This is a genomic window from Streptomyces sp. NPDC107562 (genome assembly GCF_055657325.1).
Genome location: NZ_JBVKBE010000002.1, coordinates 486,918 through 505,604 on the forward strand (window position 1 = coordinate 486,918; position 18,687 = coordinate 505,604).

At 71.2% G+C, this 18,687-nt stretch carries 22 protein-coding genes; 11 read left to right on the plus strand and 11 right to left on the minus strand.

Going from position 1 to position 18,687, the window contains the following annotated elements; genetic code table 11:
• Nucleotides 1-139 precede the first annotated feature (139 nt).
• Genes ACZ7LV_RS08025 through ACZ7LV_RS08055 form a run of 7 tightly spaced genes read right to left on the minus strand, consistent with a single transcriptional unit; the run spans nucleotide 140 to nucleotide 5,370 of the window.
• Nucleotides 140-472, minus strand: coding sequence for a TcmI family type II polyketide cyclase (locus ACZ7LV_RS08025; RefSeq protein WP_365453604.1), 333 nt, complete (start codon nucleotides 470-472; stop codon nucleotides 140-142).
• Nucleotides 473-493: 21 nt separating this feature from the next.
• Entirely contained in the window at nucleotides 494-973 is a 480-nt protein-coding gene (locus ACZ7LV_RS08030; protein ID WP_471936910.1) for an SRPBCC family protein, read from the minus strand.
• A 1-nt stretch (nucleotide 974) separates the two neighbouring features.
• On the minus strand, nucleotides 975-1,232 hold the full coding sequence (locus ACZ7LV_RS08035; protein WP_401676531.1) for an acyl carrier protein: 258 nt from the start codon (nucleotides 1,230-1,232) through the stop codon (nucleotides 975-977).
• A 44-nt stretch (nucleotides 1,233-1,276) separates the two neighbouring features.
• On the minus strand, nucleotides 1,277-2,521 hold the full coding sequence (locus ACZ7LV_RS08040) for a ketosynthase chain-length factor (protein ID WP_471936912.1): 1,245 nt from the start codon (nucleotides 2,519-2,521) through the stop codon (nucleotides 1,277-1,279).
• Nucleotides 2,522-2,528: 7 nt separating this feature from the next.
• The gene (locus ACZ7LV_RS08045; RefSeq protein WP_471936914.1) at nucleotides 2,529-3,788 is read right to left on the minus strand and encodes a beta-ketoacyl-[acyl-carrier-protein] synthase family protein; all 1,260 of its coding nucleotides are present in this window, start codon (nucleotides 3,786-3,788) and stop codon (nucleotides 2,529-2,531) included.
• The gene (locus tag ACZ7LV_RS08050) at nucleotides 3,785-4,249 is read right to left on the minus strand and encodes a cupin domain-containing protein (RefSeq protein WP_471936916.1); all 465 of its coding nucleotides are present in this window, start codon (nucleotides 4,247-4,249) and stop codon (nucleotides 3,785-3,787) included. Before ACZ7LV_RS08050 ends, ACZ7LV_RS08045 begins: the two co-directional genes overlap by 4 nt.
• Before the next feature lie 35 nt (nucleotides 4,250-4,284).
• Nucleotides 4,285-5,370 (minus strand): TcmI family type II polyketide cyclase, encoded by a 1,086-nt coding sequence (locus ACZ7LV_RS08055; RefSeq protein ID WP_471936918.1) that lies wholly within the window; start codon nucleotides 5,368-5,370, stop codon nucleotides 4,285-4,287.
• A gap of 202 nt (nucleotides 5,371-5,572) precedes the next feature.
• Here ACZ7LV_RS08055 and ACZ7LV_RS08060 point away from each other — a divergent pair, with 202 nt between their 5' ends.
• On the plus strand, nucleotides 5,573-7,216 hold the full coding sequence (locus tag ACZ7LV_RS08060; RefSeq protein WP_471936920.1) for an FAD-dependent oxidoreductase: 1,644 nt from the start codon (nucleotides 5,573-5,575) through the stop codon (nucleotides 7,214-7,216).
• 119 nt (nucleotides 7,217-7,335) lie between these two features.
• Here the strand turns inward: ACZ7LV_RS08060 and ACZ7LV_RS08065 are convergent, their stop codons facing one another.
• A complete protein-coding gene (locus ACZ7LV_RS08065) occupies nucleotides 7,336-7,803 on the minus strand; it encodes an RDD family protein (RefSeq protein WP_401676537.1) in 468 nt (155 codons plus the stop codon).
• Between the two features lie 207 nt (nucleotides 7,804-8,010).
• On the opposite strand from ACZ7LV_RS08065, the gene glnA reads away from it, so the two are divergent.
• Nucleotides 8,011-9,420, plus strand: a complete 1,410-nt coding sequence (gene glnA, locus ACZ7LV_RS08070; RefSeq protein WP_401676538.1) for a type I glutamate--ammonia ligase — start codon at nucleotides 8,011-8,013, stop codon at nucleotides 9,418-9,420.
• A gap of 100 nt (nucleotides 9,421-9,520) precedes the next feature.
• Here the strand turns inward: glnA and ACZ7LV_RS08075 are convergent, their stop codons facing one another.
• Nucleotides 9,521-9,811 carry a hypothetical protein gene (locus ACZ7LV_RS08075; RefSeq protein WP_471936923.1) on the minus strand — a complete coding sequence of 97 codons (291 nt, stop codon included), beginning with the start codon at nucleotides 9,809-9,811 and terminating at the stop codon, nucleotides 9,521-9,523.
• A gap of 350 nt (nucleotides 9,812-10,161) precedes the next feature.
• On the opposite strand from ACZ7LV_RS08075, the gene ACZ7LV_RS08080 reads away from it, so the two are divergent.
• The 3 genes from ACZ7LV_RS08080 to pspAB all read left to right on the plus strand — a co-directional run bounded on the left by ACZ7LV_RS08080 (nucleotide 10,162) and on the right by pspAB (nucleotide 12,061).
• Nucleotides 10,162-10,419, plus strand: coding sequence for an SCO2583/SCO2584 N-terminal domain-containing protein (locus ACZ7LV_RS08080; protein WP_471936925.1), 258 nt, complete (start codon nucleotides 10,162-10,164; stop codon nucleotides 10,417-10,419).
• Between the two features lie 137 nt (nucleotides 10,420-10,556).
• The gene (gene htpX, locus ACZ7LV_RS08085) at nucleotides 10,557-11,474 is read left to right on the plus strand and encodes a zinc metalloprotease HtpX (protein WP_471936927.1); all 918 of its coding nucleotides are present in this window, start codon (nucleotides 10,557-10,559) and stop codon (nucleotides 11,472-11,474) included.
• A 2-nt stretch (nucleotides 11,475-11,476) separates the two neighbouring features.
• On the plus strand, nucleotides 11,477-12,061 hold the full coding sequence (pspAB, locus tag ACZ7LV_RS08090) for a PspA-associated protein PspAB (RefSeq protein WP_471936929.1): 585 nt from the start codon (nucleotides 11,477-11,479) through the stop codon (nucleotides 12,059-12,061).
• A 46-nt stretch (nucleotides 12,062-12,107) separates the two neighbouring features.
• Here the strand turns inward: pspAB and ACZ7LV_RS08095 are convergent, their stop codons facing one another.
• Nucleotides 12,108-12,389, minus strand: coding sequence for a hypothetical protein (locus ACZ7LV_RS08095; RefSeq protein WP_471936931.1), 282 nt, complete (start codon nucleotides 12,387-12,389; stop codon nucleotides 12,108-12,110).
• Between the two features lie 122 nt (nucleotides 12,390-12,511).
• Here ACZ7LV_RS08095 and ACZ7LV_RS08100 point away from each other — a divergent pair, with 122 nt between their 5' ends.
• Together ACZ7LV_RS08100 and ACZ7LV_RS08105 are read left to right on the plus strand one after the other, a co-directional pair.
• A complete protein-coding gene (locus ACZ7LV_RS08100; protein WP_471936933.1) occupies nucleotides 12,512-13,297 on the plus strand; it encodes an alpha/beta hydrolase in 786 nt (261 codons plus the stop codon).
• Between the two features lie 47 nt (nucleotides 13,298-13,344).
• Nucleotides 13,345-14,535 (plus strand): winged helix DNA-binding domain-containing protein, encoded by a 1,191-nt coding sequence (locus tag ACZ7LV_RS08105; protein WP_471936935.1) that lies wholly within the window; start codon nucleotides 13,345-13,347, stop codon nucleotides 14,533-14,535.
• 184 nt (nucleotides 14,536-14,719) lie between these two features.
• On the opposite strand, the gene ACZ7LV_RS08110 is transcribed toward ACZ7LV_RS08105, so the two are convergent.
• On the minus strand, nucleotides 14,720-15,034 hold the full coding sequence (locus ACZ7LV_RS08110; RefSeq protein ID WP_401676546.1) for a hypothetical protein: 315 nt from the start codon (nucleotides 15,032-15,034) through the stop codon (nucleotides 14,720-14,722).
• 178 nt (nucleotides 15,035-15,212) lie between these two features.
• Here ACZ7LV_RS08110 and ACZ7LV_RS08115 point away from each other — a divergent pair, with 178 nt between their 5' ends.
• From ACZ7LV_RS08115 to ACZ7LV_RS08130, 4 genes are all read left to right on the plus strand, one after another.
• Nucleotides 15,213-15,572, plus strand: a complete 360-nt coding sequence (locus ACZ7LV_RS08115; protein WP_401676547.1) for an arsenate reductase family protein — start codon at nucleotides 15,213-15,215, stop codon at nucleotides 15,570-15,572.
• Between the two features lie 121 nt (nucleotides 15,573-15,693).
• The gene (locus ACZ7LV_RS08120) at nucleotides 15,694-16,392 is read left to right on the plus strand and encodes an RlpA-like double-psi beta-barrel domain-containing protein (RefSeq protein WP_471936938.1); all 699 of its coding nucleotides are present in this window, start codon (nucleotides 15,694-15,696) and stop codon (nucleotides 16,390-16,392) included.
• A gap of 366 nt (nucleotides 16,393-16,758) precedes the next feature.
• Nucleotides 16,759-17,796 carry a glutamine synthetase gene (gene glnII, locus ACZ7LV_RS08125; protein ID WP_471936940.1) on the plus strand — a complete coding sequence of 346 codons (1,038 nt, stop codon included), beginning with the start codon at nucleotides 16,759-16,761 and terminating at the stop codon, nucleotides 17,794-17,796.
• A gap of 292 nt (nucleotides 17,797-18,088) precedes the next feature.
• Nucleotides 18,089-18,685, plus strand: coding sequence for a winged helix-turn-helix domain-containing protein (locus tag ACZ7LV_RS08130; RefSeq protein WP_471936942.1), 597 nt, complete (start codon nucleotides 18,089-18,091; stop codon nucleotides 18,683-18,685).
• The last annotated feature ends 2 nt before the right edge of the window (nucleotides 18,686-18,687 follow it).

The following is an 18,687-nucleotide window of genomic DNA, read 5'->3' on the forward strand; positions in this document are numbered from 1 at the left end:
CGGAGGTTTCTGTCCGGCCACCCCCTCTCTACCCGCCTTCGACGAAACGGCCGTGGGGCAACGCGCCGCCGCTGGGGACTTCCGTTACAGTCCCCCCGTGTCACGCGCCCCCGGCACCGGTGGCCTGACGGGGGTGGGGTCAGGCGCGGGCGTCGCGCTCCCAGAGGTAGAAGCGCTGTGCCATCGCGTCCTTCGGGGACCGCCAGGTCTCCGGGTCGTACGCGCTGACGTACGCGGAGAGCCGCTCGCTGATCCCCACGAACTCGGGGTGCGAGGTGACCTTGGCGATGGCCGGTCCCGGCTCGCGCTCGGACTCGACGAGGTGCATGTACACGTCGCCGAACTGGAAGAGGCTGCGCCGGACGACGCCGATGAGGTGCGGCAGCTCTCCCCGGTCGGACTCCGCGAACACCTTGGCGATGTCGGGCGCGGAACCAGGAGCCATCTTGGCCACGATCAGGGCCTGGTGCACGGTCTTCTCCTGTCGTCCGGCTCAGTCGGCCAGGGCCGCGGCGGACCGCTGACCGGCGGCCGCCTTCTGGATCTTGTCGCGGATGAGAGCCATCTGGACCTTGGAGTTCTTGTTGATGTTGTCGGTCATCCACTCGTCGTCGACGGGCGCGTCCGGCTTCATCGAGAAGTCCTGCGTCCAGACCATCCGGGTGCCTTCCGGGACCTCCTCGTACTCCCACCGGATGTTCATGTAGGCGAACGGACCGGTCTCGACGCGACGGGCCTCGACGCTGAGGTGCTCGCGGTCGGCGTCCCGCTCGGAGACCCAGCTCCACACCTTGCCGTTCTCGTCCGGGTGCATGGTGAGCCGGAAGGTGGTCGTGTTCCCCTCCTGGGAGAGGATCTCGGCGCTGGCGTACTCGCTGAAGAGCTGCGGCCAGTTCGCGACGTCGTTGGTCATGTCCCAGACCAGGTCGACGGGCGCGGCGATGGTGATCTCGTTCTGGGTGTGTCCAACCATGTCAGGCTCCCGCGGGCAGTGCGCTGTTGACGAGGTCGAGGAACTGACGGGGCGTCTTGGAACGCTCCGCGTCGTTGGGCATCGGGGCGCCGTGCCGGTTCTCCAGCTCGCCGACGATGCCGAGCAGGCCGAGCGAGTCGATGCCGAGGGCGTCGAAGCCGGCGTCGTACCGCTGCTGGAGCTCCTCGGGGGAGACGGTGACTCCGGCGGCCTTCTTCATGAGCTCGGACAGCTCTTCCAGTGTGATGCGGTGACTCATGGCGATTCCTCCTCCTTTGCTGCTGGGCTACTGGTGTGTTCGGCTCACCCGGCGCCGCCGCGCCGCAGCACGAGCGCCGAGTTCGACCCCATGAGGCCCCTGCTGAGGACCAGCGCCGTACGCAGCTCGGCGGCGCGCGCGCGGCCGGTCACGAGGTCGAGGTCGTGGCAGACGTCGAAGACGCCGGGGGTCGGCGGGATCACGCCGTGCTCCAGGGCCAGCACCGCCGCCGCGGTGTCCAGCACCGGTGCCGCGCAGTAGCCGCGGCCGATCCCGGTCTTGGGCGCCGTGACGGGCACGCGCCGCCCGTGCGCACCGAGGGCGTCCGCGATGGCCAGTGCCTCCGCACGGTCGGCCTCCGGCACCCCGAGGGCGTCGGCGAAGACCACGTCGACCTCCTCCGGGGCACAGCCGGCCTCGTCCAGGGCACCCCGGATCGCCTGGGCGAGCCCGTCCCTGGACTCGGCCCAGCGGGAGGCACCGGTGAAGGTCGCCGAGTGCCCGGCGACGTACGCCCGGACCGCGGCACCGCGCTCGCGGGCCGACCGCTCCGCCTCCACCACGAGCATCGCGCCGCCCTCGGCCGGCACGAACCCGCAGGCGGCCTCCGTGAACGGACGGTACGCGCGGCTCGGGTCGGTGACGGTGCTCAGCTCCTGGTAGCCGACCTGGCAGACCACCGAGTACGGCGCCAGCGGCGCCTCGGTGGAACCGGCCACGATCACGTCGGTGCCGCGTCGCACCGCACGCGCCGCGTGCGCGAGGGCGTCCAGACCGCCGGCCTCGTCGGAGGCGACGACCGAGCAGGGGCCCTTGAACTTGCGGCGGATGGAGATCTGGCCGGTGCTCGCGGCGTAGAACCAGGCGATGGACTGGTAGGGGCCGACGAAGCGGCTGCCCTTGCCCCACAGCTGCTGGAGCTCGCGCTGGCCGAACTCACCGCCGCCGGAACCGGCGGCCGTGACCACCCCGATGGAGTACGGCTCCTCGGAGGTGTCCGCCTGTCCGAGCCGTGCGTCTTCCAGCGCGAAGTCCGCCGCGGCCATGGCGAAGTGGGTGAACCGGTCGGTCTGGACGAGGAACCGCTCCTCGATCGTCGCCGCCGGGTCGAAGCCGCGGACCTCGCCGGCCACCTTCAGCGGAAGGTGCTCACAGCCCTCGCGGGTGACCCGGTCGAGGACGCTGAGGCCTTCCTTGGTGGCCTTCCAGAAGGTGTCAAGGGTGGTGCCGTTGGGCGCGACCACCCCGATACCGGTGACGGCCGCGCGCCGATCGTGCGGTTCGCTCATCGTGTCCTCACTCCCTCGTCCGGGTCAGGACCACCGCCGACTGGAAGCCCCCGAACCCGCTGCCCACGGACAGGACGCTGTTCAGCTTCCGTTCGCGGGCGACACGCGGGACGTAGTCCAGGTCGCATTCGGGGTCGGGGGTCTCGTAGTTGGCGGTCGGCGGTACGGCCTGCTTGGCGAGGGCCAGAACGCAGGCGACCACCTCGATCGCCCCGATCGCCCCGAGTGAGTGCCCCACCATCGACTTGATGGAGCTCATGGGGGTGTCGTAGGCGTGCTGACCGAGCGCCCGCTTCACGGCCGCCGTCTCGTGGCGGTCGTTCTGCCGAGTGCCGGATCCGTGGGCGTTGACGTAGTCGATCGCCGTCGGGTCCAGCCGGGCGTGGTCCAGGGCCAGGTCTATCGCCCGGGCCATCTCCAGACCCTCGCTGGTCAGGCCGGTCATGTGGTAGGCGTTGCCGAAGGTGGCGTAGCCGCCCAGTTCGCAGTACACGTGGGCCCCGCGGGCCCGGGCGTGTTCCAGCTCCTCCAGGACGAGCACGGCGCCGCCCTCGCCCATGACGAAGCCGTCACGGTTGTTGTCGAAGGGCCGGGAGGCGTGGGCCGGGTCGTCGTTGTTGGGTGACGTGGCCTTGATCGCGTCGAAGCAGGCCATGGTGATCGGGGAGATCGGGGAGTCCGAGGCACCCGCTATGCAGATGTCGGCCCGGCCCTCCTCGACCGTGTGGAAGGCGTACCCGACGGCGTCCAGGCCCGAGGTGCAGCCGGTGGAGACGGTCTGTACCGGACCCTGGGCGCCGAAACGTTCCGCCACCGCGGAGGCGACCGTACTGGGCGAGAACGCCCGGTGCAGGTGCGCCTCCGCCTCCCGGTGGTCGACGTCCCAGCGCTCGCCGTGGTTGCTCACCAGGACGTAGTCGTGCTCCAGCCGGGTGGTGCCGCCGACCGCGGTGCCCACGGACACCCCGACCCGCCAGGGGTTCTCGCGGCTCAGGTCGAGACCGGAGTCCCGGACCGCCTCCGCACCGGCGACCAGGGCGAACTGTATGTACCGGTCCGCGCGCGCGACCTCGTCCTCGTCCAGACCGTGCGCGGCCGGGTCGAAGTCGCACTCCGCGGCTATCTGCGACCGCAGCCCCGAGGGATCGAAGAAGGTGATCCCCCGGGTCGCCGTCCGGCCGTTGGCCAGCAGATCCCAGAAAGCCGGTACACCGATGCCGCCCGGGGCGACGATGCCTATGCCGGTCACCGCCACGCGCCGGCTCATGACCGGACCTCACCTCGGTCGTGGGCGGCACCCGCGGCGGCGGTCTCCGTGACCACCGCGGCGGCGCCGATGACGTCCGTCTCCTCCGTGTCGACGTGCCCGAGGCTCGGGCGCGGGGCCAGCGGGCCCAGGTGGAAGACGATGCGCGCCTCCACGTTGCCCACGTTCCGGAAGCGGTGCCGCAGATTGGCGGGGATCATCAGGCCCTGCTCCGGCCGCAGCGGGTGCGGTTCGCCGTCCAGGTCCACTTCCAGCTGACCGCAGACGACGTACACGAACTCCTCGGAGTACGGGTGGTAGTGCTCACCGATGCGGTCGCCGGGGTGCACGATGGCCACGCCCATGAAACCGCTGGTGGAGCCGACCGTGGTGGGGGTGAGCATGGCGCGCAGATCGCCGCCGCGCCGGGTGTTGGGCTCGACCTCGCTGAGGTCCACGATCTTCGGAAGGGGTTTGATCACGACGTTCCTCCGTGGGTGTGCTGTGCCTGACGGGGTCAGGCGTCCGGCGAGCGGCGGTCGGTGATGAGCTCCATGCGGGCGGCGTCGCCGTCCAGCAGGGACTTCAGCGGGGCCATGACCCCGGGCTCGGGCAGGGCCGCTCCGACGCCCGCGCCGGGTCGGACGTCGACCAGACGGACGACGACGTCGTCGCGCTGGAAGACCGTGCTGCGCAGGACCGGGGTGCCCGGGTCCTCGGCCGCGTCCTCGTCCGCCCGGGCCAGTGCCTCGGCCAGCCGCATCCCGCAGCCCGGCCGGGCGGGGATGTACATGGCATGCCGCTCGCCCTCGTGCAGTTCGTCGACGCTGACGTGGTGCACGGCGGGCAGGGCCGCCCGGGTGAAGAAGACGCGCGCGGACTCGTCGCAGCTGAGGTCCCGCTCCTGCTCCAGGTACGGGTTGATGGCCTCCTCGACCGCCCTGACCTCGGGCTGCCGGGCGACGTGGCGCAGCGCCTGGAGCAGGTCGCCGCGGACCTCGATGGCCCGTACGACCCGGTTGCCGATCATGAACAGGGAGGTGCGGACCAGACGGGTGGTCTCGTCCACATGGGTCTCGGGGGAGTCGTAGTTCGCGAGGATCTTCGCGACCTCCGGCTCGCTGCCCGGCTTGACCGTGAAGGTCAGGGCGTGGCGGATCACGCCGTCGCCGATCCGGGGGTTCTCCTGCAGGTGGCGCTCCGCCCGGTCGACCTTCGCCAGTCCGCGGCCCATCTCGCGCACCACGTGGAAGCGCAGCGAGCGGGTGTCACGGATGCAGCTGTGCATCGGCTGCACCATCTGCACGTGCTCCTCGCTGTTCACCCAGGCGAGGAACGGAGGGGCGCTCTCCCACTCACTGGTGATGAGCCATTGGGAGGGATTCTCGATGGACTGGCACAGCTGGTCGCTGATGTGGCCGGGCACCTTGGCCACCTGGTTGCACAGTTGCTCGTATGCCTCCAGGAACTGCTGCTGCGCCCCGTCGTATACGTCGACCAGCAGGACGACCCTGAGGGTGGAGCCGTCGAACACGGACTGGGAGACCCGTTTCGACACCTGTCGCGTCAGCTGCTGCGAAACCTTTTCCGACGTAGTGGTCATGCTGCGGAATCTCCTTCTCTGGAGGCAGAGGCGAACGCCGCCGCCGATGACGCGACGTCAGCGCCTCTTGATCCTCTGCCGGTCCCCCTCGGTGCGCGACTCGCGTGAACCACGCGGGTGATAGATCACGCGGAGCCCCTTCCAGAGGGCATGAAAACTCCAAGAACTTCCCCACCCCCCACCACTGCCTCAGGAGTCCTTGATGCAGCAGAAAGCCGATCACCAGGTTCCCGTCCTCGTCGTGGGCGGCTCTCTGGTGGGCCTGTCCCTCTCCCTTTTCCTGGGCCGTCTGGGCGTGCGTCACATGCTCGTCGAGCGGCACGCCGGGACCTCGATCCACCCTCGCGGCCGCGGCAACAACGTGCGGACGATGGAGCTTTACCGTGTCGCCGGCATCGAGCCGGACATCAGGACGGCCGCCTCCCTCCTCGCGGAGAACCACGGCATCATGCAGACGCCGACGCTCGTCGGCGACGCCGGCGAATGGCTGTTCAAGGAGATCGACCCGGGCGGCGGCCTCGCGAAGTTCAGCCCTTCGGGGTGGTGCCTGTGCAGCCAGAACGACCTGGAGCCGGTGCTCAGGAAGAACGCCGACGCGCTCGGCGGCGACCTCCGGTACTTCCACGAGCTGGAGTCCTTCGAGCAGGATGCGCACGGGGTGACGGCGTACGTCCGTGACCGCGACAGCGACGAGCTCTACACCGTCCGCGCGGACTACCTGGTCGCGGCCGACGGCCCGCGCAGCCCCGTCAGGGACCGGCTCGGCATCGGGCAGAGCGGCCCCGGCGACCTGTTCGCCAACGTGAGCATCACCTTCCGCTCCAAGCTGCTCGCCGGCATCGTCGGCGACCGGCGCTTCATCTGCTGCTACCTCACCAACCCCGAGGCGGACGGCGCGCTGCTGCCCGTCGACAACAAGGAGAACTGGGTCTTCCACGCCCCCTGGCACCCGGAACACGGGGAGACGCTGGAGGAGTTCACCGAGGAGCGGCTCCAGCGGCACATCCGGCAGGCGGTCGGCGCGCCCGACCTCGACGTGGAGATCACCGGAAGGGCGTCCTGGCGCGCGGCCGAACGGGTCGCCGACCGGTACGCCCACGACCGGGTCTTCCTCGCCGGCGACTCCGCCCACGAGATGTCCCCGACCGGCGCGTTCGGCTCCAACACCGGTATCCAGGACGCCCACAACCTGGCCTGGAAGCTGTCCGCCGTCCTCGAGGGCTGGGCCGGCCCCGGGCTGCTGGAGACCTACGACGCCGAGCGCCGCCCGGTCGCCATGGCCACCAGCGCCCGTGCCTCGTCCCGCTCGGTGGAGCACAGCCACCCCGGCTTCGCCCCGGCCCCCGGTGTCGGCGGCGGCAAGCGCGGCGGCATCCTCAACATCGTCCTCGCCTACCGCTACCCGGAGGGCGCCGTCGTGGGCGCCGACCCGACCGAGCCGGTCGTCCCCGAGGGCATGCGCATGACCGCGGAGCCGGGCAGCCGGGCCCCGCACATGTGGCTGCGCCGTGCGGGCGAGCGGGTCTCCACGCTCGACCTCTACGAGCGGTCACTGGTGCTGCTCTGCGACGCCGGGTCCGACGCGGGCGAGGCCTGGCACGCCGCCGCACGGCGCATCGCGGACGCGGACGGGGTGCGGCTGGAGGCCTACCGGATCGGTGCCGGAGCACAGGCCGAGCTGGCGCTCGACGCGGAGGACGACGACTGGGCGGGGACGCACGGCACGTCGGCCGACGGGGCGGTGCTGGTGCGTCCCGACGGGTTCGTGGCCTGGCGGGCGTCGTCCGCCCCGGCGGACCCGGAGGCGGAACTGCGCCAGGTGCTGGCGTCGGTGCTGCACACCTGATCCCTGGCACTCAGTCGTACACAAGTGATCCCTGGCACTCGAAGACCACCCGCGCCGGACGGCGCGGGTGGTCTTTTCCTTCGGGGGCCGTCACCTGTGGGGGCGCCGCGCCCGACCGCTCAGATCCGCACCTCGACCGTGCGGGCGAGCCGGTCGTGCAGGCCGCGGCCGTCCCGGTCCCAGATCAGGGCGGGGACGGCGAGGCACAGCAGGACCGTGCGCAGCAGGGCGCGGGCCGGGTGGGGCGCACCCGTGTCGAGGGCGATCACCCGCACGCCGAAGAGGCGCTTGCCGGGGGTGATGCCGATCGTGCCGACGGTCAGGACGCTCATGACCAGGAAGATCAGCAGGGCCCAGTTGCTGGTCGCCTGACCGTAGCCGTCCGTGATCAAGCTGTATGCGATCAAGAGGCACAGACCCCAGTCGACGGCCAGCGCGCCGAGCCGTCGGCCCGGGCGCGCGAGCGATCCCGGCCCCTGCTCCGGCAGCCCGAGCTGCTCGCCCCGGTAGCCGAAGTCCGCACCGGCGTCCTCCATGGCCGCGCGGGGGCCGGAGAGCCATGATCCGATTGCCTGCCTCTTGTCCACCCGACAAAGGTACTGCGCCCGGATTTGACCAAGGTATGCCGGGGTGGGTCCGCGTTACGGTGGAACGGAGCCGGTTAACTTCTGCGAAACAAATGGGTCACGCCCGAGAAATGACGCGTCCCTAGGGTCGGTGCAGCATGTGCCACCGCACTGGCCGCAGATACGAACTACCACCCCGGCGGGACGGTCGGGAGTAGGAGGAGCTGGATGTTCCAGAACGCCGACGAGGCCAAGAAGTTCATCGCCGACGAGGACGTGAAGTTCATCGACGTCCGCTTCTGCGACCTGCCGGGCGTCATGCAGCACTTCACGATCCCGGCTGCGGCGTTCGACGCGGGCGAGGAGCTGGCCTTCGACGGATCCTCGATCCGCGGCTTCCAGGCCATCCACGAGTCCGACATGGCGCTGCGCGCCGACCTGTCCACCGCCCGCGTGGACCCGTTCCGCCGGGACAAGACGGTCAACATCAACTTCTTCATCCACGACCCGATCACGGGTGAGCAGTACTCCCGTGACCCGCGGAACGTGGCGAAGAAGGCCGAGGCCTACCTCGCCTCCACCGGCATCGCCGACACCGCCTTCTTCGGCCCGGAGGCCGAGTTCTACGTCTTCGACAGCGTCCGCTTCAAGACGTCGGAGAACGAGTCCTTCTACCACATCGACTCCGAGGCGGGCGCCTGGAACACCGGCGCGCTGGAGGACAACCGCGGCTACAAGGTCCGCTACAAGGGCGGCTACTTCCCGACGCCGCCGGTCGACCACTTCGCCGACCTGCGTGCCGAGATCTCCCTGGAGCTGGAGCGGTCCGGCCTGCAGGTCGAGCGCCAGCACCACGAGGTGGGCACCGCCGGGCAGGCCGAGATCAACTACAAGTTCAACACGCTGCTCGCCGCCGCCGACGACCTCCAGCTCTTCAAGTACATCGTGAAGAACGTGGCCTGGCGCAACGGCAAGACCGCGACCTTCATGCCGAAGCCGATCTTCGGTGACAACGGCTCGGGCATGCACGTCCACCAGTCGCTGTGGAGCAACGGCGACCCGCTGTTCTACGACGAACAGGGCTACGCCGGCCTGTCGGACACCGCCCGCTACTACATCGGCGGCATCCTTCGTCACGCCCCGTCGCTGCTCGCCTTCACCAACCCGACGGTGAACTCGTACCACCGCCTGGTGCCGGGCTTCGAGGCGCCGGTCAACCTGGTGTACTCGCAGCGCAACCGCTCGGCCGCGATGCGTATCCCGATCACGGGCTCCAACCCGAAGGCCAAGCGCGTCGAGTTCCGCGCCCCCGACTCCTCGGGCAACCCGTACCTGGCCTTCTCCGCGCTGCTCCTCGCGGGTCTGGACGGCATCAAGAACAAGATCGAGCCGGCCGAGCCGATCGACAAGGACCTCTACGAGCTGGCTCCCGAGGAGCACGCGGGCGTCGCGCAGGTCCCGACCTCCCTCGGCGCGGTCCTGGACCGCCTGGAGGCCGACCACGAGTTCCTCCTCCAGGGCGACGTCTTCACGTCGGACCTGATCGAGACGTGGATCGACTACAAGCGCACCAACGAGATCGCCCCGCTGCAGCTGCGTCCGCACCCGCACGAGTTCGAGCTGTACTTCGACGTGTGATCCGTACCGACGTGCGGGACGCGGTGAGGGCCGCCACCTGGAGTGCTCCAGGTGGCGGCCCTCATCCGTTCGCCCCGTGGGGGGGGCAGTCGCCTCCGACTCAGCGGACCACGATCACGACCGGGCTGCCGCCGTAGCCGCCGTAGCCGCCATAGCCCCCGTACCCGTACCCGCCGTAGCCGCCGTAGCCTCCGAAGTTGTTGAAGTAGCCGAAGTTGTTGTAACCCCAGCCGCCGCGGTCCCGCCAGTCGTCGCCGCCCCAGTTGGCGGGCACGTGGGTGGTGGGTGTGGCTGCCGAGGCCGTGCCGGCTGCGCCGATCGCGGCGCCACCGGCCATCAGCACGCCGATGGCGGACATGGCGAAAAGACGCCGTGCGCGTGGTGCGTTCATGGAAAGACCTTCCTGCCATCCCATCGTGCGGAGCACGAGCCGGACGGATGGCCGCAGCCGCCGCAGAAGGTCGGCGCGGTCGTCGGTGTCGCCGCCTGACTACGAGGCGTGCGTATCAGCCGCGGTCCGTGTGGCATGTGGGCTGTCGGATGTGTGCGGGGGTGTCGCCGAACGACGCGCGTCCCGGTGAGCAGCTCCCTCTCCAGGCTAAGCCCGCCCCCGATCACCCGGCATCCCCAGCCGCGGGGCGGGCCGGCGGGCTCCGGGACCGGCTTTTCGGACTTCCCTCGACGGCCGTCCACGGGGGATCATCGGCGCATAGGTCCGTTGTTCGAGAGAGGTATACGGGGATGTCCGAACAGGACGACACGGAGCGGGAGTTCGATCTCGGATGGGCGGACGGCGCCACGCACAAGGAGCCCTCGGCACGGGCCCGGATGCTCGCCGCGCGCTGGAAGAACGACCCGCCCGCCCCGGTGCCGTTCCGCGCCGCCCCTGACCACACGGCCCGCCGCCGGTCGTCCTGGCTGTCGACGGTCGTGGTCCTCGGCTGCGTGGTCGCGGTGATCGTCCTCCTGGGCTGGATCAACTTCCGGGCTCCCTACTGAGCCGACCGCAGGGCCGACGGAGTGGCGAAAGGTCTTTGCCCGGGCGAGGGGCGAGGGGGACCGCGTCTTGGTGGGTCCGGGTGCACACTGGCAGTGGGCCCAGGCGATTGCTGGGGCTTTAGTGCGGGGTGATGCACATGCAGAGCCGCTTCCGGAGCGACCGAAAGCTGACCGTGCGGATGACGGTCACGTTGTTCCTGCTCGGATTGTTGTACGTGGCGTTCGTCGCCGCGCTGATCGTGTTGCTGAAGTCCTGGGTGCTGGTCGTGGTGATCGCGGCGGCGCTGCTGGGCGCGCAGTACTGGTTCTCCGACCGGGTCGCGCTCTTCGCGATGCACGGCCGGGTCGTGGAACGCGAGGAGTACCCGGATCTGCACGGCGTGGTCGACCGGCTGTGCGCGGTCGCCGACATGCCGAAGCCGGTGGTCGCCGTGTCCGCCATGGAGATGCCGAACGCGTTCGCCACCGGCCGCAACCCCGACCACGCGGTGGTCTGTGTGACCACCGGACTGCTGCGGCGGCTGGAGCCGGCGGAGCTGGAGGGGGTGCTCGCGCACGAGCTGTCGCACGTGGCGCACAAGGACGTCGCCGTGATCACGGTCGCGTCCTTCCTGGGCGTGATCGCGGGACTGATCGTCCGGTTCGCCTTCTACTCGCAGCTCTTCGGCGGCGGGCGGCGCGACCAGAACACCGCCGTGATCTTCCTGGGGATCATGGGGGTCTCGGCCGCGGTGTACGCGATCAGCTTCCTGCTGATCCGGGCGCTGTCCCGGTACCGCGAGCTGGCGGCCGACCGCGCGGCGGCGCTGCTGACCGGGCGGCCCTCGGCGCTGGCGTCCGCGCTGACCAAGGTGACCGGTGACATCGCGCGGATCCCGACGAAGGACCTGCGCACCGCGCAGGCGTTCAACGCCTTCTACTTCACGCCGGCGCTCGGCCGTGGGGCGGACCTCGCACGGCTGTTCTCCACCCACCCGAGCCTGGAGCAGCGCCTCGAACAGCTGGGGCGGATCTCCGCCGAGCTGGGCGAGGCGGCGACCCCCGGAAAGGCGTGACCATGGGGCTGCTGGACATCCTGCTCGGACGTACCCAGCCGGTCGCGCCCGATCTGGACCGGCTGTTCGCGCTGCCCTCGGCCGCGGTGACGCTGGAGGCGGCCGCGGCCTTCACGCCGACCGGGCACGGCGCGGTGTGCTTCGCGACGGTCGAGGGGGCCGCGTTCGACCAGACGCACCGCGAGGTACGGGCGCTGCTGGACGCGGACACCGAGCGGACCGGGCCGCCCGTCGAGCTGGAGCGGGACGCGTACGGGTACTCCTGGCTGATCTCCCGCCGCGCCCCCGACGAGCTGCCGCAGCTCGTCAACGATCTGCACGCGGTGAACAGCTCCATGGAGATCAACGGCTTCGGCCCGCAGCTGCTGTGCTCGCTGGCCGGCTTCCGTGACGAGGCGGGACGACGGCTCGCGCTGGTCTATCTCTACAAGCGCGGCACCTTCTACCCGTTCGCGCAGCTGCCCGACGGGGGACAGCGGCGCGACAGCGCGCTCGAACTCCAGGTGAAGGCCGCGCTGGCCGGTGATCTGCGGATGGAGGAGGACCTGGGGCGGTGGTTCCCGGTGTGGGGCGCCCCAGGGCTCTGACGGGAATCTTTACGGGGCCCGCCCCGGGGGCGGGCCCCGGGGCGGGTCACTTGCTGCTCCGCTCCCGCTCCTGACGGCGGAACTCCAGCGGCCGCTCGCGGCGGTAGCGGCGCTCCCACCTGGCCTGCTGGTCACGGCGGTCGCGGTAGGCCCGGTAGCTCGTGGGCCCGGGCGCCGGAGGGGTCGAGGGGGCGGAGGTCTTCGTGGACGCGTCGCGCCCGTACCGCACGTACAGGACGAGCAGCGCGACGGCGGCCAGCCAGTAGAGGTGGTTTCCGAATCCCAGGACGACCAGGACGACCGTCCCGGAGATGATGATGGTGCCCATGACGGGACTCCCCTGGGATGTGGGATCTGTGTTTGTCCGTGCACAGAGCGTAGCGCCGGAGGCAGGGGGACCCGCATCTCCTTTTCCCGGTGCGGGCGAGGGCGCCGTGAGTGAATGGCGCCATGAACACCCTCTCTCCCTTCGCGTACGACCACGACGGTGCCCGGCTCGCCGGGGTGGCCTGCGGCGAGCCGGACGCCCCGGTGGCGGCGGTCGTCCTGCACGGTGCGGGCCGCAGCGACAAGGAACGACTGCTGCCGCTGCTCGGTGAGTTCGCGGCGCGGGGCTGCCGGGGAGTCGCGTTCGACTTCTCCGGGCACGGCGAAAGCTCGGGCGCGCTCGGGGAGTCGAGCCTGCGACGCCGGTTCGAGCAGGCCGTGGCGGTGATCGACGCGCAGGTGCCGGCGGACCGGGCGCTGGTCCTGACCGGCTTCAGCATGAGCGGACAGACGGTGGCGGATCTCGCCGCGCACTACGGCGACCGGGTGCGCGCGCTGGCGCTGTGCGCACCCGCGGTTTACGCGGCGCAGGCGTGGGACCTGCCGTTCGGGACGGGTGACGGCCGCTTCAGCACCGTCATCCGGCGGCCCGGCAGCTGGCGGGGGTCGCCCGCGCTGGCCGCGCTCCGGGCGTACCGGGGGCGCGCGGTACTCGCCGTGCCGGGCACGGACGCGGTGATTCCGCCGGCCGTGACGGAGGCGGTCCAGGACGCACTGTCCCGCCGTGCCCGGTACACACGCTTCGAACTGCCCGACGCCGATCACTCGCTGGGGCTGTGGTTCCTCGAGCACGGGTCGGACCGGCAGGCCTTCGTGACGGCGGTGCTGAGCGACTGGGGCGGCGAAGACGCAGGTGGGGGGCCGTTGTCGGTGGGGGTCGGCAGGATGGGGGGCAGGGCGTCCTCGTGAGCGGCGGGGCGTCATGAGGCGAAACGAGCGGACGGGTGGAGGCCGGGATGGGTGCTGCGGGGTTGCCGTACGTCTCAGTGGCGCAGCGGCGGGCTCGGCTGGCGGTGCGGCATCGGCTGGCGGTGGGGGCGCGGGCCGGGCGGCCGGAGGAGGTCGCCGACTCGCTCGTCGCGCTGCACGGTTCGGATCCCGCGACCGTGTTCCTGGCGGTGGGGGCGAGGCTCACGGATGCGGCGGGGGCCGTGACGGAGACGGAGCGCGCGCTGTACGCGGACCGGACGCTGGTGCGGATGCACGGCATGCGGCACACCGTGTTCGTGTTCCCGACGGAGCTGACCGCCGTGGTGCACGCCTCCACGGGGCTCACGGTGGCGGCGCGGGAGCGTGCCTCGCTGGTCAAGGACATGGCGAAGGCGGGGGCGCCGGACGAGGCCTGGCTCAAGGAGGTCGAGGAGTCGGCGCTCGCCCTGCTGGCACGGCGCGGGGAGGCCACGGCGGCCGAGCTGGCACGGCACGAGCCGAGGCTGCGGGAGCAGTTCGCGTACGCCGTCGGCAAGAGCTACGAGGGCGTCCACACGGTGTCGACGCGGCTGCTGCGGGTGCTGGGCGTGGAGGGCAAGGTCGTCCGGGGACGGCCGCTCGGCTCCTGGACGTCGAGCCAGTTCCGCTGGGCCCCGGCACCCGCGCACCCCGAGCTGGACGTCGCCGGTGCGCAGGCGGCGCTGCTGCGGCGCTGGCTGACGGCGTGCGGGCCGACGACCGAGGCCGACCTCAAGTGGTGGACGGGGTGGCGGGTGACGGAGGTGCGCGCGGCACTGGCCGCGATCGGCGCGCGGGAGGTACGGCTGGACGAGGGCACCGGGTATGTCGTCGAGGCCGACGTCGATCCGGTGCCGGGCCCCGTCGCACCGTGGGCCGCGCTGCTGCCCGCCCTCGACCCCACGGCGATGAGCTGCCGCGACCGCGACTGGTTCCTCTCCCCCGAGCTGCGCCCCGCCCTGTTCGACCGCAGCGGGAACATCGGGCCGACGGTGTGGTGGGACGGCCGGGTGGTGGGCGCCTGGGCCCAGCGGCCCGACGGCGAGATCGTGTGGCGGCTGCTGACGGAGGAGGGCGTGGGCCGGGAGGCGCGCACGGCGGTCGAGGGCGAGGCGGAGCGGCTGCGCGCCTGGGTGGGGGCCACGCGGATCACCCCGCGCTTCCGGACGCCGGTGGAACGGGAGTTGGCGGCGGGGTGAGCGGGCGAACCTCTCAGGGACCCACGCCGGGCAGAGGTGCGCCGGGTGCCGAGGTGCATGCCGGCACCCGGCGCACGAACTCACGGGTTCACGGGCTCACGGGCTCACGGGCTTACGGGCTTACGGGCTTACGGGCTTACGGGCTCACGCGCTCACGCGCTCACGGGCTCACGGGCTCACGGGCTCAGCGCGTGTATCGCAGCAGCGCCCGCACCATGTGACACGTCGTGTCCGACGGCGGGTGGACGCCGATGAGGTCCGCGGTGCTGCGGATCGTCTCGTCGCGTGCCTGGTTCGGCACGTACACCCCCGAGTCGAGCAGCGCTATCGCAAGGCGCATGGCCTTGAGCCGGCGGTTGTGGGAGATGTACCACTCGCGCGGGCGCCCCGGCGGCAGCGGCCGCTTCTCCACGGGGGCGCAGGGGAGTTCGAGCAGCACGGGGCGCTTCGCGGTGGACTGGGTCGGCAGCGGCTTCGGCTTCAGTGCGGCAGCGGGCACGGGCATCCTCCTGTCGCGGTCAGGGCGCCGACCGGACACCCCGGCGACACCCTCGAACACTGCTTCTATTCTACCGGCCCCCACTGACAAAAGCCCCTGGCCACAAGGGCTTTCGGGGGTGCAGTGACACACGGGGAAGACGGGTTCCGCGGGTCGTTCGGCGGCGTACCGTGGCGGTATGGAAATCTGGATCAACCCCGCCTGCTCCAAATGCCGCAGTGCCCTGAGCCTGCTCGACGCCGAGGGGGCCGAGTACACGGTCCGCCGCTATCTGGAGGACGTACCGAGCGAGGACGAGATCCGTGACGTGCTCGACCGGCTGGGGCTGGAGCCGTGGGACATCACGCGGACCCAGGAGGCCGAGGCCAAGGAGCTGGGGCTGAAGGAGTGGCCGCGGGACGCCGGCGCCCGCGACCGCTGGGTGCGCGCGCTCGCCGAGCACCCGCGGCTCATCCAGCGGCCCCTCATCACCGCGGACGACGGCACGGCGGTCGTCGGCCGTACCGACGAGGCGGTACGGGACGCGCTCGCCCGCTGAACCCCGTCGTCAACTCCCGTGTGACGCAAGTTACTTCAACATCCTCCCGTAACCACTGAGTAACCCCGTTCGGCATCTCGTACATAGCGGCGTACGCTCCCCTACCTCCCAGGAGGCGCGCATGTCGCGCAGGAGAACCCTCAGCACGAAGAAGAAGCTGGCCCTGCTGGTCAGCGCGGCCACGGTGGCGGGCGGTGGCGCCTTCGTCATGGCGAGCACGTCGAACGCCTCGCAGACCGCGGCGAACTCGACGGCCTGCCAGGGCTTCGCCACCGCCCTCGGCAACAACCAGCGGTTCATCGCGGACCAGCGGGCCAACCCGGACGCGCAGTCCGCGGCCCGGATCGCCAACCGCGAGGCCGTCATCGCCCAGATCCAGCTCCAGCAGAAGGCCGCCGGGTGCGAGGTGGGGGAGTCGGCTCAGGGCTCCCAGGCCGCACAGCCGGGCCAGCAGGGCAACGGGGCGGGCCAGGGCGCGGGGCAAGGGGCCGGGCAGGCGGGTGGCGGCGCCCAGCAGTCGGCGCCGCCCGCCGACGCCGCCGCCCCGGGTGACGGCGCGGGCGCCGCGGCCGGGGAGCAGGTCTGCAACGGCTCCACGGTGACGCTCTCCGGCGAGGCCGGCGCCCCGGCCGCGTCGAGCAACCAGTTCCCGGCCGGCACCAAGCTGAAGGTCACCAACCTGGACAACAACAAGTCCACGACGGTGGAGGTCACCTCCGTCTCCGGCAGCTGTGTCCTGCTCAACAACGCCGCTTTCGAACAGGTCCGTGAGCCCGGCAAGTTCCTCATCCGCCGGGCCGTGATCGAGAAGGTGGGGTGAGGCACTGAGACCGAGGACCCGCTGAGGCGGCATCCCGCACCGGGCTGCCCCCGCGTATGTGTCACAGGTCCTGCCGCTCGCGGCCACGAGCGGCAGGACCCGCGCGCGCCCGCGTCGTGTCGCGCGCGCGTCGCATGCATCGCGTCGTATGCGTCGCATCGCATACGAGCCGCCCGGCCGTACGCGGGGCGCCTCACACGATGAGGTTGGCCGCGGCAGTGCCAGGTAACACGGGGTTCACAACCGGGCAATGATCGGGAAATCGCCTGTTGACAGGCTTCCGGACATACAGAATGCGGCGCCCCGGTGCCGTAGCGCCGCAGCACCCGCAAGCGCGCCCAGACCCACCCCCGAAGGATGTGGCCCGTGACCTTCAAGGCTGAGTACATCTGGATCGACGGCACCGCGCCGACGGCCAAGCTTCGTTCCAAGACGAAGATCCTGGCGGACTCGGAGAAGGGCACGAAGGGTGCCGAGCTGCCGATCTGGGGCTTCGACGGGTCGTCCACGAACCAGGCCGAGGGCCACGCCTCGGACTGCGTGCTCAAGCCGGTCTTCTCCTGCCCGGACCCGATCCGCGGGGGCGACGACGTGCTGGTGCTGTGCGAGGTCCTCAACACGGACATGACCCCGCACCCGTCGAACACCCGGGCCGCGCTCACCGAGGTCGCCCAGAAGTTCGCCGCGCAGGAGCCGATCTTCGGCATCGAGCAGGAGTACACCTTCTTCGACGGCACCCGCCCGCTCGGTTTCCCCGAGGGCGGCTTCCCGGCCCCGCAGGGCGGCTACTACTGCGGTGTGGGCGCCGACGAGATCTTCGGTCGCGACATCGTCGAGGCCCACCTGGAGAACTGCCTGACGGCGGGCCTTGGCCTGTCCGGCATCAACGCCGAGGTCATGCCCGGCCAGTGGGAGTTCCAGGTCGGTCCGCTGTCCCCGCTGGAGGTCTCCGACCAGCTGTGGGTGGCCCGCTGGCTGCTCTACCGCACCGCCGAGGACTTCGGCGTCTCCGCCACCCTCGACCCCAAGCCGGTCAAGGGCGACTGGAACGGCGCCGGCGCGCACACCAACTTCTCGACGAAGGCGATGCGCGAGTCCTACGACGCGATCATCACCGCGTGCGAGTCGCTCGGCGAGGGTTCCAAGCCGCTCGACCACGTCAAGAACTACGGCGCCGGCATCGACGACCGTCTCACCGGCCTGCACGAGACCGCCCCGTGGGACAAGTACTCCTACGGCGTCTCCGACCGCGGCGCCTCGGTCCGCATCCCGTGGCAGGTCGAGAAGGACGGCAAGGGCTACATCGAGGACCGCCGCCCGAACGCCAACGTCGACCCCTACGTCGTGACGCGTCTGCTGGTCGACACCTGCTGCTCCGCCCTGGAGAAGGCCGGCCAGGTCTGATCCGCTCCACCGGCGACGTGCCGGGGGCGCCCGCCGGTCCGGTGGGCGCCCCCTTCGCGTCGCGGGTGCCGTCTGCTTCAATGGGCCCATGGTCGGCTTCCAGAAGTTCTCCGCGACGGGTCGCCATGACCTCGAGCCCTTCTGGCCCTCCCGTCAGCACCACGACTTCGACCGGGTGTGTTGCCGCGCGACGACCGCGCCGGCCCTCTGACGCCGTACACACCGGCCTCCGGCCAGCGCGACACGAGTACCTCCTTCGACGGACCTCTCGCGCGAGAAGAGCTGACCTCCCATGGCGATCCCCGGCCCTGTGCCCCGTTCCGTGTCCCGTCCCCTCTCCCCCGCCGCCGCTCCCGGCGGCTCCCGGCACCGGCTGCGCGCCGTCGACCGGGACGAGGTGAGAGGGGTCACCGACCTCCTGCCGCCGGGTGCCACCTGGCTGCCCGCACCGCAGGAGGCGCTGCCCTCCCTGCCGGGCCGGCCGCCGATGGTCGGGTACCTGCTGCTCGTCCCGGCCGACCAGCAGCCGCCCTTCCTGCCGGCGCCGGCGAGCGGCGCGGGCGGCGGCGCCGCCGTCGACCCCGACACCGACGCCGCCGCCCTCATCCGTGTCGACGCCCAGCGCCGCATCGCCGAGGTGGCCGGGCGTGAACTCGACCTGACGTACCTGGAGTTCGAGCTGCTCGCCCATCTGGTGGCGCACCCGCACCGGGTGCACACCCGCGACCAGCTGGTCACCACGGTGTGGGGCTACGGGCATGTCGGCGACGGCCGCACGGTCGACGTCCACATCGCCCGACTGCGCCGCAAGCTGGGCGCGGAACACCGGGGGGCGATCCTCACGGTCCGCCGGGTGGGCTACAAGTACGCGCCGCCGGCCCGCGTCTGACG